Consider the following 16,922-nt stretch of genomic DNA (forward strand, 5'->3'; position numbering starts at 1 on the left):
GTTAGTCCCCAGGCAGGAGGGCTGTGGCAGCCGCGCGGGCGAGAACGGCCTGGCTGGTGGCGGACAGGCCGAACCGGTTCCAGTGGAAGATCAGCACATGGGTGAGGATCGCCCGCAGGCCCCGGCCGAGCTGTGTCCGTGCGGCGGCGTCGCCGAGTTGGCAGCCGGCGGTGTGGAACGCGGTGAGCCAGGGGGCGGCGTGCGCTACCGGGCCGCCGGGGGCGAACAGGTCGCTGGTGGGCAGGTCGGGGATGGACAGGAGCAGCCGCACGTTCGCGGCGAGCTGAGCGGTCTTCGGGTGGTCGGCGGCCGGTGAGGCGGGGCGTAGCCCGGCGACCCGGGCGAAGACGTCGCCGCGTTCGAAGGTGTCGAGGCCGGCCGCCTGCAGCAGGCCGTTGATCAGAAGGATCGAGAGCTCGCGGCGGCCGAGGCCCGGGGTGTCGTGACGCAGGTAGTCGAGGACGCCGCGGCTGTCGGCGCAGAACAGTTCATGGACGGCGTTCATCCCGGTTGGGCCGCCGAAGGCGAAGGTTTCCGGTTCGTAGACCGTCGACCACCAGCGAGTGAGTGCTCCGGTGGCGGTCAGCTCATCGAGCACCTGGTCGACGGCCGTGGTGTCCGCGCGGTGCAGGCGGAGCCGCCAGCAGGGGTGCTTGCGCAGGAACCACCAGCCGCCGACCACGCCGCCGGTCTGGAGCTGGTCCAGGCGTGGGCCGAGCTGTGTGGCGGCGGTGGCTTCGGCGGTGGACCAGTCGGGGAACTGGACCCGTACCTGGTAGCAGTTCTGGTCGGCGCGCTGTTCGAGCGCCGCGAGTCCAGCCGCCTGGTAGACCCGTACCGCGTCGTCCAGGTCGGAGGGACTGAGCGCGTTGCTGGTGGCTGTGGCGTGCAGGTCGGCGCCAGCGAGCACCGCGATGACGCCGGCAGCGAGGTCTTGGGGGGCGGTGATGCTCAGGCTATGAGCAGGCATGTGTCCCATCCCGTACGTGGCGGTCCGACATGTCGGGTGGATTCCAGCGCCAGGGCAATCCCGGCGGCGCCGGTCAGCAGCCCGCTGTCCTGCTCGCTGGAGGTGGAGGAGGCGGTAGCGTGCTGCGCGAGCCGGGTGGCGATCGCGGGAAGCCGGCGGCCGAGGGCGGAGCTTCGCGCGTCGCGGGCGGCTCGATACGCAGTTTGGTAGATCCCTGCCAGACCGTGGCACAGGCCGAGATCGCTGATCCGGTCGAGCTGGGTGTCGGTCAAGGCCGCGGCGAGGGTGTTCTCGGCGTCCTGCGCCCGTTGATGATCTTGGGCGGCGAGGGCGGCGAGCTGCTGGGCGCGGGCGATGCCGATCGTGCCGTAGCACCAGGAGACGCGGCCGGGACCGGTCTGGGTGGGGCGGCCGGTACGCAGGTCCTCTCGGGTGATCCACTGCGGCCACCAGGGGCTGTCGCGGCCGTCCTGGCGCCACTGGTCGAACCAGGCGGTCAGGGTGGCGATCGCTTCGTCCTGGCCGTCGACCAGGTGCCCCCCGGCGGTGGCGAGCGCGAGGAGGGCGAGCAGGCCGGCCGCGCCGTGTGCCATGCCGAGGTTCGCATGCCCGCCCGGGGTCGGCAGAGCGTCGTCCGGGTCATGTGCGACCCACCAGCCCGGCAGGTCGACACCGTTCTCACTGCGCGGCCGGGTCAGGCTGACCGTGTACCGCAGGACGTCGGCGAGGAGTTCGCTGTCGGGGTGGCTGCGGAGCAGGAGGGCGCCGATGCCGGTCAGGCCGTAGAACAGGTCGTATTCAGCGAACGTGGTGAGCTCGCCGCGTTCGGCTCTGGTGGCGGCGAGGGTCAGCCGGCGGCGGGTCAGGCGCAGTACGTGGGCGTCCAGCGTGTCGCGGGCTCTGCGGTAGCGGGGATGTCCGTCGGCGGCGGCGTGCAGGAGGAAGGCGAGGGCGGGCGCCCCGTAGTACAGGCCGGCGCGCTCGGCCGCATCGACCGGTCCGGCGACAACCCGCCGGATGTGGGCCTGCGCGGTGTCCCAGCTACCCGTGTCGGTCAGGGCCCGCTCGATCTGCAGCAGCGCCGTCCCGACCGGGCCCCGGGCCAGGGACTGTCTGACCGCGTCGTCGGCGGACAACGTCTCCACCGCGGCACCGGTGTCGGGGGTCACCGGGCACCGGCCAGAGCGAGGCGGCGCAGTGCGGCGGCGCGGGCCAAGCGCCCGGTCTCCTTCTCCAGGGTCGGATCGACACCGACAGCGCGTACATGGTGCTCGTGCAGGAGAGTCCGCAGCGCTGTCCGCGGATCACGCTGCCGTGTGAAGGCCTGGTAGTACAGGGCCAGCGCGGTGGCTCGGGCTCTCCAGGCTTTGACGACCGCCTCACCGCCGGCCAGTTCACGAAGCGCGTGGTGGTCATCGCCGGGATCGGCCAGGTCGAGAGCCTGATCCCGCAGGGTGCGATCCAGGGCGCCGTGCTCCTGCCGAAGGCAGGCAACGAGTGCCTGGTACCCGGCCGGCGAGTCGAGGGCGAAGGAGGCAGCCAGGTCTGCCATCGATGCTGCGGCCAGTGCTTGGGCGGAGATCCCGGACGTCTGGGCTGCCGTGATCTGGGCGATGGCGCAGAGGGTGTCGGCGGCGAACACCGACTCGGCGGCGGCCAGTGCGTCGCCGTCGCCGTAGCGGGCGGGGTGCTGCGGGGAGGAGGCCAGGGTGAGCTGGTTGGGAAGGCCGCGGGCTTCCAGGTCGGCCGCGAAGGCGGCCACGGCGGCGGAGACCGGCCCATAGTGGTCTGGGCTGTGCAGGCGCAGGAACACCGCAAGGTACTGATCACTCTCAGGAAGGATCATGTCGCGGTGTCGCCGGACCCACCACAGCCCGACAAGCCCTTCCAGGCTGGCGACCAGCCTCGGCAGGTGGCCGGTGAGGATGTCGTCGAACCGGGCTGGGTTTCCGACGAGCTGCACCTGCAGCAGCGCCGAGTTACCCGGGCGAAGGATCGCTCCCGGCGCTGCGGTCATGGGCAGTGGCCGTGCCGATGGACTGATTGCGGTCAACGGGATCAGCAGCTCGGCCGGCCGGCCTATCCAGCCCTGCGCGTCGGGCGGACCGTCCTCCTGCACCTCGATGCGGCCGGCCCGCTCCAGGTGGGTCAGCAGCAGCGCCCGGTCCAGGTGGCGATCCAGGTCGAGGGGTAGACGAAGCTCGCCGTGGCAGAGCACGACCCGTGCGGGCACGCGCCACCGCTGCTGCCAGGCGCGCAGTGCTTCCTGTCTTTCGTCGCCGGACTGGCCCCGGGTCAGGTCGGTGGAGGTGAGTATCCAGCGGGCGACGGCCAGCACCGTGCGGCCGTAGCGGATGCGCGGCACGTAGGGCAGGACGCGGGCCGCGCCGAGGTCGAACCCGCCGAACACGGCGCTGCGGGCGTCGGCGACCTCGGCGAGGAAGCGGGCCAGCGGTGGGCTCTGCACGCTGCTGTCCAGCGCGTGCGGAATCCGAGGGATCACCCGCCGGCCGGTGGAGCGCTGCACCAGGTACATCTGCGCGCCGTCGGCGGTGACCGCCAGATCGTCAAGTCCGATCAGCCTGACCTCGGGGCGGCCGGGGGCAGGATGCTCCGAGAGGGAGACGACGTCCGGCAGCAGCGGTTCGACGCGCACCACGTTCTCGTTGTGCGGACGGCGCGGCGGGAACGACAGCTGCGCCGCCAGCGGCTGGTCGCGCTCCCCCGCCTCAGTGCCGGCCGCGTACGTCGCGGCCAGCCGGTCGCGGTCGGCCGGATCGAGCAGGTGGGCGAACCGTCCGGCCATGCTGGTGCAGGTCCGCGGGGCGGCGGTGACCCGCAGACGGAAGTCCCCGCGGTCGATCGCACGCGTCGAGACCGCCCACACCTCGACACCGAGCTCGACCCGCTGCGGCGGCACGATGTCCTGGTGCTCCCCGACAGCCAGTTCCTCGACGTCCGCGTCGGTCAGCGCGATCTCCTCGGCCCCGTCCACGGCGGCCTGCTGGATCAGGGTCAGGAGCGCGGTGTCGCGGTCGGTCAGCATCCGCCAGGCAGGCCTCGCTCGCGGTGCACCGAGATACCCGCCGGGATAGCCCAGCCCCGACTCGGCGACCAGCTCCCGAACCGGAACCAGAGCACCGGGGCCGTAGCGGGCCCGGAACCGGGCGTGATAATCCAGCCAGGCTGTCGAGCCGAACGGCTGGCGGGCCAGCCGCAGCAACATGCTGGCCACGAGCGCCGCCTCGGTGAGAACCCGCTCGGGGACAGCGATCCTCGCGTCGAGCCGTGTGTCGACCGCGAGCATCTGACCGGCCCCCGGTGCAAGCGAGGCCATCCTCGCGGCGATCGTCCGGCGCGTCTGCGCGGCCTGCTGCGGATCGGGGGTGCGGTTGTGAGTGGCCAGCAGGGCGCGGAGCCTGTCGAGTTCGCGCAGCAGGTCGCTCACGTCAGCCAAGCCCTCCGGGCCAGCTGCACGTAACGCGTCGGCCAGATGAGTCAGAGCATCGACGGCTGTCATCGGTGGTCGCAGGTTCGTGATCAGAAGGCCGCCGTCGACCAGACCGTGTACCAGCGCGCGGATCTTGTCCGGGGAGGCGGTGGGGAACCTTGTTGCCGTCCGTACGACGAGCGCGTCCAGCTGGATCGGGTTGCCGGCCTCCGCCAAGGCGAAACGGACCGGCCGGGTCAGCCGTACCGACGACTCCCGCAGCGGCCCCGGGCTCGCGGCACCCGCCTCGGCCCGCCGGTGCACGATGACCCGACCGTCGCGCACGATCCGCGCGCTGTCCGCCACCACCGTCAGCCGCCCACGCAGCTCCGGATTCCGTTCAAGCTGATCGACCAGAACCGTGACCCACTCTGCATCCGCACGTGCCACAACTCGATGCGCGCGCCCCACCTCGGCGATAGCCGGCCCGACGGCCGCGGTGCCGATTCCCGCGAACATCCCGAACGGCGTCGCGCGTCGCTGCCACCGCAGCAGATAGGACGCCACGGCGGTAAGGGCTCGCCGGACCTCCGTCCCGGAACGCTGCCCGGCGCCGTCGTCAAGAATCTGCTCGACGCGGGCGCAGAGATCGGTGGATGCCAGCAGCAGCGCCTCCTGTACCTCCGGGCGGGCCCAGGTCTTGGCCAGCCATGCCCGGCCTTCCTGCTCGACCGCGACGGAGTCGGACAGGTCGAGATCAGCAGGCAGATCGAGGCCGCCCGGGTCCGTCGAGGCGCGGACCTGGAGGAAGCCGGTGTGCTGGTAGCGCGGGGGCACGGACATGGCGATTCCCTCTCCTCGCCGGTGTGGGATCCGCCGTCGGCACCCGAGTCGGGCGGGTGCCGACGGCGGACGGCTGGGTCAGGACGGGTCGTTGGAGGATGTGCTGCACGCGCTGGTGCTGCAGCTCTGGCCGCAGCCGTCACTCGTGTCGCACATCATGATCGCGATCCGGGTGGTGGACTCCACCACCCGCATGTCCAGTTCCAGTTCCGCGTCGTCAAGCGCGAAGTCCACGGACTCCGCCTGGTCGGCCATCAGCACCGGCGACATCGAGATCACTCCTTGTTCTGGTGGGGGATTTCTCGGGTGGGTGGTGCGTCCTGAACCGGCCGGGTCAGCCCGCAACCGGCCAGGAGATCGTGACCAGGCCGTGGGTCTTCGCCAGCACGGCCGTGCCCTCCCCGGCCGGCGGACGGTCGGTGCCCGTCGGCCAGTAGGCGAAGGTCGGGGCCGGTCCGCCCCGTGCCTGGCGGTCCCAGGCCTGGATCTGCTCGACAAGCGCAGCGGCAGCGGCCTCGCCGTGCGGGCCATACGCACGTCCGCCGAACTCGACACCGGCGCCGTCCAGCGCCGGGCGCACAGCCAGATAGGCGAACGAGTCACCCTGCACGGCCCCGAAGGGGAACCAGCTCTTGCGGTCGGCAGCCAGGTCGGTTCCCTCGTCCGCCGCCAGCCGGCAGAAGCCCGGCAGGAAACAGGCGAACCACAGGTGCAGGTCGGCGAACGACACCCCGTGCCGGATCGTGATCCCGGACCACACCTCGGTCCGCGGTGACGCCAGGACACCGCCCAGAAGATCCAGATCCTGGGGCGGGTCGGCGTCGAACCGCAGCCTGACGTGACGACCGTGCCCGTCAGGCAGGAGGAAGACCCGCTCGTCGTGGGCACCGGCACCCTGCATGGGGACGAACCCGCACACCTCCGCCGAGGTGCTCACCAGGTGATCGCCGTCGCGACGGAACCCGATCGACCGGGTGATCCCGTTCATCCGCAGCGGTACGACGATCCGGCCGTCCTCGGCCAGCTGCGCGAGCCACGCCGGCGAGAGGTCCCACGCACCGGCCGTCACCAAGATCGCGTCGACCCGGTCGCCGAGCTCGGCCACGCCGTCCTCAGCGTCCGCGCGGATCACCGCGACCCGGTCCGCGTACCCGGTCGTCTCCAGAAGCTCGCGGGCCCGGTCGGTCACCTCGGGATCGATGTCCACGCTGATCACTCGGCCCGAGGGGCCGACGACCTCAGCGAGGAGCGCGGCGTTGTAGCCGCTGGATCCGATCTCGACCACGCTCATCCCGGGGCCGAGCCCGGCCTGTTCGATCATCCGAGCCTGGATGAACGGAGCACTGATCGACGAGATGATCACGTCGTCCGCGGCCCGCTTGACCACCACCGAGTCGTCGGCGTTGTAGGCAACCTCCAGGGAGGTGCCCTCGGGAACGAACAGGTGCCGCGGCACGGCACGAAACGCCCGCTCTACCTCCAGAGAGGTGATCATGCCGGTCACGCAGAGCTTGTCCACCAGCGCGTTACGGACCTCAGCCGCCCGGTCCGGGGCGCTGGACGTGCCAATCATCTGAGTCAACGAAGATCCTTCCGGGCCGTCTCGCCCCCAGCTCCGCGGCTGCACAGGCGGAAGATCGCCTGGGCTCTGGTGGGGTGCGTTGTAACGATGGCCCATGCCGAGGCGCGACTCATTCCCCGGGCGGGGAAGATTTGACCTCGGCTACGCATGGGCTCCTGAGCTGCGGAAACGATGATCGATGCCCTCTCCGGTTCGGCGCATCGGCCACGGATGCGGGTCAGAAAGTTCGCCAACCGGTCCGTCTGCCGCGCGGGCCAACAGATCTTGACCGGGTGACGTTCAGGGTCGCTGCGGAAGCGCCGAGGCAAGGTTGGGGATCCCGGAGGCGAGGAGGCGGTGCAGGGCGGCGCCGGGGTGGCGGGGCAGCGGGTGCATGGGGACGGCGAAGTACTCGGGTTCGTCGAAGACCGGCTCGCCGTTGGGACGGCGGGCGAACTCGACCCGGCCGTAGTCGATGCCATCGCCGTCGTCGTAGCTCATCCAGCTGATCGTCTCGGTCTCGCCAGGCTGGAGGTGGGCGGTGAACAGGGGCCGGGCCTGGATGGTGTCGCCGTCGTCGTACCAGACATGCGGGACGGCGAAGACCCACCGGTTAACGTGGATGGCTTGGGCCTGGGCTGCGGCGCGGACCTCGAACGCGAGGCTGGTCGCCCAGCTGGCCAGGTAGTCGTAGTCGCTGAGGATCAAGGTCCGGTCGCCGTGCAACCCCACGATGGCCGGATAGTCGCCCGCGCGGACCGCGCGCTGCACACGGGCGGTGATGTCCTCGACCAGGGCTCCGGTTTCGCTGTTCATAGCCCAGCCTTCCTTCCGCAATGTCGGCGTATCTGGCGGATACGCCGCAGGGCCGATCACACCCCTTCACCACTGATGCGCTTCGGCATCGGGCCCGACCGTCCGCGACACGCGCTGGCTTCTCCGCCTGCATGCCATGGGCCGCTTCGCCGTTTCGCCCCTCGGCCTGATGAAGCGGTCATCGCGGCCGAACCGTCCGGTGGCCGCCGACGGGTCCTCCAACCCGACCTTCGGCTCAGGTGACAGGACCTCCCGCCGGGCCGGACTCCGGTCAGGCCGCATGCTGCTGCCGGTCGAGGCTGGCGGGGGTGATCGGCGGCGGTGAGTGGAGACGGCCGGGACAGGTCGGTAGATCAGCCACCTCGTCACGGTGACGGGTGCTACCTCCATCGTCGGCCTCGCTTAGGCCTGTAGGCGCTGTCTCGCCGCTACGCAGGTGTCCGAGGAGCGGGATACACCTCAGTGGATTGGTCCCGACCGGTACCAGAGCCGGCCAGTCGACGTAGACCTGACGTCGCGGACGCGGATCGCCGACGCGCCACAGGGTTCCACCGGCATGATCGGCACGGTGACCTGGTGGACGCAGAGAAGTGTCGAGTCCGAGGCTCAGACGCCAAAGCGGTTCGCACCTATTGGGCGCATTACTCTGAGACATGGGACGTAGACAGCCGACGAGCGGGGTGGCGGTCGTGACGGAGCAGAACGCGACGGAATCGGGCGGGCCTCCCGTCGATCCGGCGCGCAGCGGATCTACGGGTTCCGGCGACAGCTCGGCGGGGCAACTCCGTCTTCCCTCACCGGACGTCCTTCGTGAGCGGCTGACGCGGCAAGGACTCGATCCCGACGATGTCGGTCAGATGGTGGACGTCTCAGCGGTCGGCATAACAGCGGAATGGTGGCGGAACACCAAGGTCGAGGACTGGCATGCCGGTTCCGACATCGGTGCCTTGTCTGACACCGACATGTACCGCATCAACACGCACACCACCTCGAAGGTACGAGAACGGCTCAGGAGATGGCGTCGCCAGGAAGGAATTCGCACCATCGCCGACGTGGCGAATGCTGACCCGGAGCCCTTGGAGAGGGTTTTGTACAACCTGTACCGCTGGTTCACCAACCCGAAGCGGGTGCTGATTACCGGGGTCACCCTTCATGACGTGATTGACCGCACTCTCGGCAACGCGCGAGCGCATCCCGACTGCGTCGTACCGGCCGACGTCACGACCGAAACCGAACTCGCTGAATACAAGCGGCAGGTGGCGGGCGCCGCCGGCTACGCCCTAACGTCCATGGACACCTACGACCCCCGCTCGGCACTGTACAGTTCAGCACTCCCCGCCACCGTGTGGGCGACCGGCTGGTGGGGCCTGCCGGACTACCCGTCCCACGTCGACCAGATGTTCACTATACTCGGCAATCCGGGCCACCGAACCTGGAAAGACGAACCCATACCACCTCCACCCGCCGGCGTGGATCTTTCGGAAGTCAGAAGAAAGATGCTCACTAAGCCATGGGAACTCCCGGACACCGTGTGCGAGTGGCTCATCCACGACGTGGCCGTACAATACATCACCGACTGATCCACCGGACAGTTCGAACGATTCGAGCCTTGACGGCGCATCCAGATCCATTTTCTCCCTGGATACCCAGCAACGATGTTGTCCAGATTGGACTGACACCCGACGGGATCACGGCTGGTGGAATCCGGTATGGATTGACCGAATCGGGACGACTGACGCAGCCAGCTCCTCACTGTCGGCCAAAATGTGGCCATGGACAGACAGAGTGGCCTGGCGATTGTCGAAGGGTAGTTGCTCGTGGATGCCAGCGACCAGCATCACGCCTCGTGGATACGGATAGTCGAACGCGAGGATCTCACGTAGACGTGGGTGATCGACGAGAATGAATGAGTTGGAGCGGATGGTGTGCCAGCCATCCGCACCGTCAAGTAGATCGACCGAGAACACCTGCCCAAGCTGGCGAACCTGGTTGTAGAAGATAAGCTGACTGAACAGGGCGGCGGCTTGCTGGATCAGACGATCGGCCGCCGTGAGAGCGTCAGTGAACACGCGGGCGCGGCCAGTCAATGACCTGATCGCTTCGTCCAATATTGTTTCCGCCCAGGCCAGCCCACGAAAGTCGTCGGTGCCGGTGACATCATTCGGTTCTAGATAGCTGACCTTCTGCATGGCGACGCTTGTCGCACGGAGCTGATCTTTGTCGATTTCGGTCAGTGACTTCCATGCTGCCTCTACCTCGATCGCAGGTGGGCTGGCCGCGATCGCCGCGCCCAAGTGGGCCCCAGCTTCCAGCTGCGTTGCCTGGTCGACCCCCAGGACGGGTATCGTCGGTGGGTTTACTTGGTTGTGGAGCTGCCATGCGCGCAATTGGTGTAGCCATGGCACGTGCATCGACACGTTGAAGGTGGTCCAAGGACTCGGTTGAGTCAGCTGCGGCGAGCCGGGAAAAGGATAGCCATACAGCCGGGAGCGAATCCACTCGATGACGAGCGTGTAGCCGGCTTCGAGGTCTTTTCCTTTGCCCTGCCAGTCATCCCTCCGCGGTGAACGAGCACGGGAACTATAACGCGGGTGAGTGGGCAGGTATCGCGACAGGTAGAACGGCTGAGCGGCGATGTGGTGACCAGATGTGTCGCATAGATGCAACGGTCCGCTCGCACCGGCGCTGTACTCCTGTACATATGCAGACGACCGCCAAACAGCGGCCAGCTCCCCGACTGCCCGCCAGATAAGAACGCTCATGACATTGGCCAGGTGTGATCGGTGAGCATGGCAAGAGCCTGACCGAGCTCGTGGGCTGCCTGATCCGTGGGATGGCGGCGCATCAACGTGGCCAATGTGCTGCCTGCAGTCATGGACGAGTCATCCACACTTTCGCGGTCGGCACGGGTGACCACGCAGGTCACGTCACGGCGGTAGCGCACGGGGAGATCCAAGCCGCCAAACGCCCCGGGCTCTGGATCGTCGACATACGCCACCATGCCCTGCGGCCCCAGGATAGCCGACACCCGCTGGCGAACCGGAGCCGGTAGCGTAGAAGTGACCAGCCGCTTTAGTTCCGCCTCGACAGCACGCAGATACTTCGGGAGAAGTTCGGTGGCCGCATCGGGGTCGGCAGGTGGCGCCGGCTGGAACACTCGAACGTGCGGACGGTGCGCCCGCCGCACCGCCTTCGCCCACAGCGCGATCGCCAGCTGAAGATTGCCCGTGTCTTTCGGCACCAGCATCGACGGATGGTCTCGGCTGAGCACCTCGAAGGTGGTGCCGTCGACCAGGTCGCGGCCCTCTCCGGCGAGCGCCACGCCGGTAAACCTGTTGTGCCGATACAAACTCAACCCCTTGGACGTGCCGAACAACGGCAGCACGGAGTCGCCGATCAACGCGTCCACCAGCCGTCCCACACCACTGGGCTCGGCTAGGCCAGAGGCCTGCGGCAGACGCGCCACCCTGCATGCGAGCAGGGGATTTTCCGCCGCAAGCCGGTAGGTTAGATCGTCGCTCAGCCCGGCCATGTCGACCGTGAACAACACAGTCTCGTCGTAGCCAGGATCCAACACTGCGGGCAAGGCGACTTGTCCGCGGGCGATAGCGCGAGCGGCCAGATAATCGGCGAACGAGTCGTGAAGCGGGGCCAAGCCGCTGTCGGGATCGAGCCGCGTAAGCAATCCGACAGCCTGAGCGTGGGACAGCGCGTCGGCGGGGCTGCACTCGTGGCCTCGCCACACAGGAAGTCCGCGCAGCGCATCGAGCTCGGCCGACAATGACGACAGCCACGTGTAGTGGTCGGCAGCGCGCAGGCCTCGTCCGATCAGCTGCGCCCAGGCCGCTCCCATCGCGGCGATGTGAATGTCGTCGTCACCCAGTCCCGCCCGCGCGGCAAGGCCACGCAGGAACAGTCCGTACACGTCGGCCCGACTGTCCGGGACACCACCGGCGGATACGGAGAGTGCCATCACGAAAAGCATCGGGTTGTCGACGGTGTCCCCGAGACGATGCTCGATCAAGCTGACCACCTCATCGCCGTACCCGTGGGTGCGGGCCAACCGCCGACGTGCGTCCCGGTTAAGCGTGGTCAGCTGGTAGGCAGCCGGCGTCTCCGGCCCGGTCATGACTGTGATCGTCAGAGAAAGATCCCGACCAGTGGCGATCATCTGAACAGATCGCTGCGCCGCGAACCGTTGAAGGTCTCCACCAAGAGCGTCGCGGGTCTCTGAGTCGACCTCTGACACCCCATCGATCAGCAGTACCAGCGTGGGCGCTGACAGCAGCGCGTCAACCGCACCGGCCGTCAGGGACTGACCAAGCTGTACTTCGACAGCATGGCGGATCCGGCGTGGCAGCGCTCCCGCCACGTGCCCGGCTGCCGGGACAATGACCGGCAGGAGGCCACGCGCCGCAGCAACTTCACCAAGGTGCGTCAACGTGATCGTCTTACCCTGACCCGCGGCCCCGACGAGCACCGCCCGCGCCTGACCCAGGATCACATGTGAGGGTTCAGCGACGTCGGAACGCCTACTCTGCGGATGCAAGAGGCGCAGCACCGTCGGTGTCGAGGCAACCGACACCAGGTCGAGCGGCAGAAATCCGCGTACTTGCCGGCCCGTGTCGCTCATCGCGGCCCGATACGCCACGGCCGTCTCCGCTGACCACGCCAGCCCACCCTGCAGAGACGCCTCCTCAATGCCCAGGGCCGTGAGCACATCGGCCCTACTGATCGTGCGTCGCTTCAGGTCGGTGTCGCCGCCGATGATGAACAGCCGCCGGAACAATGCGTTGGTGGCGTTCACTGCATCGTCGAGCGTGGCTATCCGACCACGGCCGAGCAGCGTCAGGATGCGCATCTCGGCCTGAGCAAGGACGTGTTCCGTTGTTCCCATCCGCGTGAGGATCTGCACTCTCCGCAGCACCTCCAGCGACGGCAACTGCACGCCCTTCGGGCCGATGGTGGCCGCTGCCTGGCGCAGCGCCGTCTCGTCCGGCCGTTCCCGCATTTCCTGGATCAGGTCCCGTAGTTCCCGCCCGCTGCGGTTCAACGACGCATCGGTAACGAACGCGAACTCGGCCTTGTCCGCATCATCCATCTCACCCCACGCGCACAGGATTCTCGCGAGCTCCGCCGCTCCCCACGTGCCAGGTTCTTGGCGCGTCTTGGCCTGTCGTACCGCGAGACGCCGGCCCCGCCCATCACGAACTTCGTAGTCCACGACGTCATCGGCGCCTTCGATCAAAACTGTCTCGGCGTCGCTGTCCACCACGACCAAATCGACAACATCACGTAGCGCCTGCGCCTGTTGGAAAGCGATACCCCTTACCGTGTCTATACCCGCCACGGCCCCACCCGACTCGGGCCGAGCCGACGCTTCAGCGACCGGCAGCATGTCACTTAATCAGTCTACTAGCCTCCCACGGCGCGCCCGATCTACCGTCTCCGGACGGCCTGCGGCATGGCAGCCATCGGGGATCCCCGCTTCTGCCCGCACCTCTGCGGCCGGTGACAGCGATCCACCAATGCTCGACACGTCGGCAAGCAGCATCAGCCAGCAGACCGCGCTGCCGAGCGGCGAGCGGCGAGCGGCGAGCGGCGAGCGGCGAGCGGCGAGCGGCGAGCGGCGAGCGAGTTTGCGCAATGGTGTCCTGCTCTGCGGGGTAGTCGACTTTGATTTACCGACATCGGCGGAGGTGCTCTTCTGCGGTCTCGGTCTGGACATCATCCGGGTGGCCGACTGATCCCGTTAGCCCGAAGTCAGGCAGTGGGAGGCTCAGCGGAGTCCGCGCGGCCCACACTCGGCCTATCGGCGCATACAAGGGTGAGCGGGGCCGTGGCGGACACGGTGGCCGGTCAGGCGGTCGAAGAGGGGTGCCAGCCGTAGTGGCGTCCTCCCGTGACGACGAACCTGCCGCATCGACCCAGGATCTTCTCCACCGGGCGCGCGCCGAGGATGTTCTGCAGCAGAGTGTTCGACAGCCATTTCTCAGGATCGGCGATGGAGTAGCAGACGGTGCTGGCCAGGCAGGCCGGACTCATAACCCGGCAGGCTTGCGTGCTGGTATCCGGGCGTATGGAGGTCTGCGCCACCGAAGGGCAGGTTCAGGGGATCGTCGCGTCGCCCGCTGGTGAGCGCTGCGTACAACGCCGTGAGTGGACCGTCGGCCGGGGAAGGCAGCGTCGAGCTCGTCGCGCCTGCCTGGGCCGAGGCGGTGAGCACGCTGCGGGCGTCGTCCGCGACGGTGACGGCCTGGTCCTTCTCGTGGCAGGGCACATGAACTCAGCGCCAGCGGTGAGGACTGGACCGTAGACCCTACTCGAAGGAGTGATCACCGCGCCCCGCATGGCACGGCCAGCAACTGTGCTGCGTCACCGAGCGAGAAGGCGTGCTCTTTTGACTGTCACCGTTCGTCAGCCCACGATGGCCAAGGATCGAGAGTGGGTTTGTGGCTCAGCTACCAGGCGCCTTCACGATCACCTCCGTAGCCGCTGGCTATCGGCGTGGCACATCAGAGATCGGCCACGCGCGCCCGGCTCTCTTCGGCCTCGGTCGCCTTCTCGGCCAAGACGGCGCGTGCCCGCTCTATGAGGGCGAGATCGCCCGACTCCTCGATCAGCGCCATCAGGGCTCTGGACCGCCCCCAACCCTCACGCGACCGGATCATCGACTCGACCCGTTCCTTGCTCCGCGCGGACCTCCGCTCGGTCTCCGCGTCGAGCGCCACCCCGAGGCCTGCGAAAGACCCGAGGAGCATGAACGTGCTGAGCGTTGCCTTGTAGGCAAGTTCCTCGCCGGTCCGACGAGAGTAGATGAGGCCGGTCACCGGCCACTCGGAGCCGTACTCCCAGAAGATCAGCGCCACCGTCGCGGTCGGCTCCGTCAGGAAGGCGATCTTCATCTTGTCAACAGCGCGCCGCATCCGGTCGTTCCGCGGCTCTTCGTCGAAGCCTTCCCCCCCGAACGCGACCGGCTTGAGTTCAATGTAGATGTCGTACCCGGACAACCGGAAGTCCGGAAGCCACTGGCCATCTGGCCCGGCAAAGCACGTCGGCTCGTACTCCCACTTGAGGCCCTGCCGGTCAAGCCAGCCAGCGAAGTCGGCCTCAAGCCGTGACCGCATCTGCGTGCCCGCATACATGGTGGGCCGTGCCTGCCCAGGGATCGGATCGACCACTGTCAGACCTCCTTCTGGAATAAGTGCGCCGAACAGGCGTGCACCAGCCTCGCTCAATCCCGCCGCCGTCACATGCACGGGACAGAAATTAGCGCGCTGGCGAAGAGCACGTGTCGCTTGTACACAGCCAGGATCTCACTCGACGGAGCTGCGCTCCAACTCGACCAAGCAGCCCACACACCGACATTCTACTGATCGGACCCGGCGCAGGACCTTCGCCGGCTGACTTCAGGCTGGTCAGCCGCGTATGGCTGAACTTCTCGATCTCGGCCCGAGCAGGCCGCGGCCGGCGACGCTGCTGTTCGACCGCGAATCCGCCGCGTACGCATACTTCGCGCTGGGATATCTACTGACTGGCCGAGCGCGCCCCTCTCTGACGTGGGCGCGACCTCCGGCCGACGCTGGCGGGGTCTGGGGCAACGCAGTGGATGCGGTGGTCTTCCCGTCCACGCAGGACGGTTCGATCTGGACCAACCGGTCGGCCACGACATCTTCCTGGCAGCCGTGTGACCATTTCGACCTTCGACAGGATCCAGGCCACGCGCGTGGGGTCGACCCGCACTGCACCGTCCGGCTGGCACTCGTCTGGTCGGTCGCGATCTGCGGCCTGTAGGCCACTGCATTATCTGATACCGAATCCGATCAGAATGACGGCAATATCTGGTCGGAGCCAGACACCCAGCGAACCGTTGAGTGCACAGCGTCGAATATGGCCACACCCGAAACGTTAGTCGGCGCACAGCCAGCCAATGGATCAGGTTCTGATCTAATTCCCATGGCAATTATTTCAGAAGAGGGGAATTTCCAGCCCTCGCGTGTTGGCGTGCCGATTGTGACTAGAAGCATGTCTGCACCCTTCTTGTCATGGGAGTGCACAAGGCGTTGAAACTCCGATAGCAGGTCGGCCCGAGTAAGCGTCTGGTCATAGCTAACACCGAGTCGGAAACCGAACGCTTGCTCGAATGCTGTTAGCGATGGCGGTCGACGTATGGGCATCCAGCTTGCACGGACCAGCCCATCTTCGCTCGTTTGGATGAGATCGGGAGTCGGCACGTACGAAGCGAGGAAGTCGGTGACCATTTTCGGCATATGGTCTGGCCGTATGCGAAGGGTTCGACGCACTTCCTCGTCAAAGCCTACGTAGACAACGCACCCTCGATGCGCCCGAAGGCGGCTCGCTAATTGATCACTTCGTTCGAGCATCCAATCAGTAATTCGTTCGAAGTGGCACCACCGACTCTGGGCGTTCTCGTGTTTCGTGACACCCGGTAGGATTAGTTGCATGGTCTCGACGGAAAGATCTTCACCCTCAATCCGGGCAATAACGTCCGGCGTTTTGTTGGGGTCCATCCCGCACGAGAGATCCTTTGCATCAACACGTCCCGAGTAGTTAAGACGCAGGAAAGAAAGGACGTCGTGCAACTCCTGGTTCGCCTTACGATTTCGCGCAAGCTGTCTTCTATGTATTCTTTCCGGCATGTCAACCAGAATTTTTGCCACCGGGGATTTCTGCGTATCGGACCCTACGAACGCGTGCAGTTTGATCGCTCCAGACGGATCGCGTTTCAGTACCATCTGGGATATTGAAATATCTTCTTTCACGTTGAACTGAAATCCCACCCATGGCCCCCACTTGAGGCTCCCCTCGTCGCCACTTTCCGGAAAAGTTCTCATTGGCATGTAGATCTGTCCTCGGCCTCTTCCGATCATGCTGGGCTGTTCTCTCGTGGGGCCAGACCACCGTACGCGGCGGTACCGACACTTCCGACGCGAGCACAGGTCCCAAGGGCTAGCTCGACGAGTCGTCTGCGGAACCCCGCGGCCTCGTCCGAACGCAGACAACAAGCGAGCAGGATGTCCCGCACCAACATGTGTCCGACACCTCTGCCACGAGGCGCCGGGCAGTGTGGAGCCGATCGCGTTGACCAGACCACGGAAGAACGCCAGTCATCCGGCTCCGTCCTCGCTACTCACGACGTCCAGGCCCCCAGGTGTCCAAGCTCGCGAAACACCTGGATTCCCAGGTCGAGGTGTTCCGCAGCCGGCCGTTGGACGGAGCAGCAGGCTCGCCGGCCTCCGCCTCCACACCTCCATGGTCTGGATCAAGAAGCTTGCACAATC

14 protein-coding genes and 1 pseudogene are annotated in these 16,922 nt (G+C 67.1%); 3 read left to right on the forward strand and 12 right to left on the reverse strand.

Features of this window, described 5'->3' with window-relative positions:
• Position 1: 1 nt before the first annotated feature.
• From ND747_RS00980 to ND747_RS01005, 6 genes are all read right to left on the reverse strand, one after another.
• Positions 2 to 970: a thiopeptide-type bacteriocin biosynthesis protein gene (locus tag ND747_RS00980; RefSeq protein WP_251730988.1), complete on the reverse strand. Its 969-nt coding sequence runs from the start codon at positions 968 to 970 to the stop codon at positions 2 to 4.
• Positions 952 to 2,139, reverse strand: a complete 1,188-nt coding sequence (locus ND747_RS00985; protein WP_251730990.1) for a lanthionine synthetase C family protein — start codon at positions 2,137 to 2,139, stop codon at positions 952 to 954. The genes ND747_RS00980 and ND747_RS00985 overlap by 19 nt, the downstream gene beginning before the upstream one ends.
• The gene (locus ND747_RS00990) at positions 2,136 to 5,243 is read right to left on the reverse strand and encodes a lantibiotic dehydratase (RefSeq protein ID WP_251730991.1); all 3,108 of its coding nucleotides are present in this window, start codon (positions 5,241 to 5,243) and stop codon (positions 2,136 to 2,138) included. Before ND747_RS00990 ends, ND747_RS00985 begins: the two co-directional genes overlap by 4 nt.
• Positions 5,244 to 5,321: 78 nt before the next feature.
• Positions 5,322 to 5,513, reverse strand: a complete 192-nt coding sequence (locus ND747_RS00995) for an FxLD family lanthipeptide (protein ID WP_239375252.1) — start codon at positions 5,511 to 5,513, stop codon at positions 5,322 to 5,324.
• 64 nt (positions 5,514 to 5,577) lie between these two features.
• Positions 5,578 to 6,825: a methyltransferase, FxLD system gene (gene fxlM / locus ND747_RS01000; RefSeq protein WP_251730992.1), complete on the reverse strand. Its 1,248-nt coding sequence runs from the start codon at positions 6,823 to 6,825 to the stop codon at positions 5,578 to 5,580.
• Positions 6,826 to 7,104: 279 nt separating this feature from the next.
• Positions 7,105 to 7,620, reverse strand: coding sequence for a hypothetical protein (locus ND747_RS01005; protein WP_251730993.1), 516 nt, complete (start codon positions 7,618 to 7,620; stop codon positions 7,105 to 7,107).
• 689 nt (positions 7,621 to 8,309) lie between these two features.
• Between ND747_RS01005 and ND747_RS01010 the strand changes: the two genes are divergently transcribed.
• Positions 8,310 to 9,200: a hypothetical protein gene (locus tag ND747_RS01010; RefSeq protein WP_251730994.1), complete on the forward strand. Its 891-nt coding sequence runs from the start codon at positions 8,310 to 8,312 to the stop codon at positions 9,198 to 9,200.
• A 108-nt stretch (positions 9,201 to 9,308) separates the two neighbouring features.
• Here the strand turns inward: ND747_RS01010 and ND747_RS01015 are convergent, their stop codons facing one another.
• Positions 9,309 to 10,382, reverse strand: coding sequence for a hypothetical protein (locus ND747_RS01015; protein ID WP_251730995.1), 1,074 nt, complete (start codon positions 10,380 to 10,382; stop codon positions 9,309 to 9,311).
• A complete protein-coding gene (locus tag ND747_RS01020) occupies positions 10,379 to 12,970 on the reverse strand; it encodes an NACHT domain-containing NTPase (protein ID WP_251730996.1) in 2,592 nt (863 codons plus the stop codon). The genes ND747_RS01015 and ND747_RS01020 overlap by 4 nt, the downstream gene beginning before the upstream one ends.
• A gap of 178 nt (positions 12,971 to 13,148) precedes the next feature.
• On the opposite strand from ND747_RS01020, the gene ND747_RS01025 reads away from it, so the two are divergent.
• Complete coding sequence (locus ND747_RS01025) at positions 13,149 to 13,367, forward strand: hypothetical protein (protein WP_251730997.1); 219 nt, start codon at positions 13,149 to 13,151, stop codon at positions 13,365 to 13,367.
• A 112-nt stretch (positions 13,368 to 13,479) separates the two neighbouring features.
• On the opposite strand, the gene ND747_RS01030 is transcribed toward ND747_RS01025, so the two are convergent.
• The gene (locus tag ND747_RS01030) at positions 13,480 to 13,716 is read right to left on the reverse strand and encodes a hypothetical protein (RefSeq protein WP_251730998.1); all 237 of its coding nucleotides are present in this window, start codon (positions 13,714 to 13,716) and stop codon (positions 13,480 to 13,482) included.
• Between the two features lie 38 nt (positions 13,717 to 13,754).
• Here ND747_RS01030 and ND747_RS01035 point away from each other — a divergent pair, with 38 nt between their 5' ends.
• Positions 13,755 to 13,904, forward strand: coding sequence for a hypothetical protein (locus ND747_RS01035; protein WP_251730999.1), 150 nt, complete (start codon positions 13,755 to 13,757; stop codon positions 13,902 to 13,904).
• Between the two features lie 231 nt (positions 13,905 to 14,135).
• Here the strand turns inward: ND747_RS01035 and ND747_RS01040 are convergent, their stop codons facing one another.
• The 3 genes and pseudogenes from ND747_RS01040 to ND747_RS01050 all read right to left on the reverse strand — a co-directional run.
• Positions 14,136 to 14,801, reverse strand: coding sequence for a hypothetical protein (locus ND747_RS01040; RefSeq protein WP_251731000.1), 666 nt, complete (start codon positions 14,799 to 14,801; stop codon positions 14,136 to 14,138).
• A gap of 642 nt (positions 14,802 to 15,443) precedes the next feature.
• Positions 15,444 to 16,421, reverse strand: a complete 978-nt coding sequence (locus ND747_RS01045; RefSeq protein WP_251731067.1) for a hypothetical protein — start codon at positions 16,419 to 16,421, stop codon at positions 15,444 to 15,446.
• 249 nt (positions 16,422 to 16,670) lie between these two features.
• A pseudogene (locus ND747_RS01050) lies at positions 16,671 to 16,787 on the reverse strand (transposase); the annotation flags it as partial.
• Positions 16,788 to 16,922: the final 135 nt, after the last annotated feature.

The sequence above is a fragment of the Frankia sp. R82 genome, from assembly GCF_023716925.1.
Taxonomy (GTDB): domain Bacteria; phylum Actinomycetota; class Actinomycetes; order Frankiales; family Frankiaceae; genus Frankia.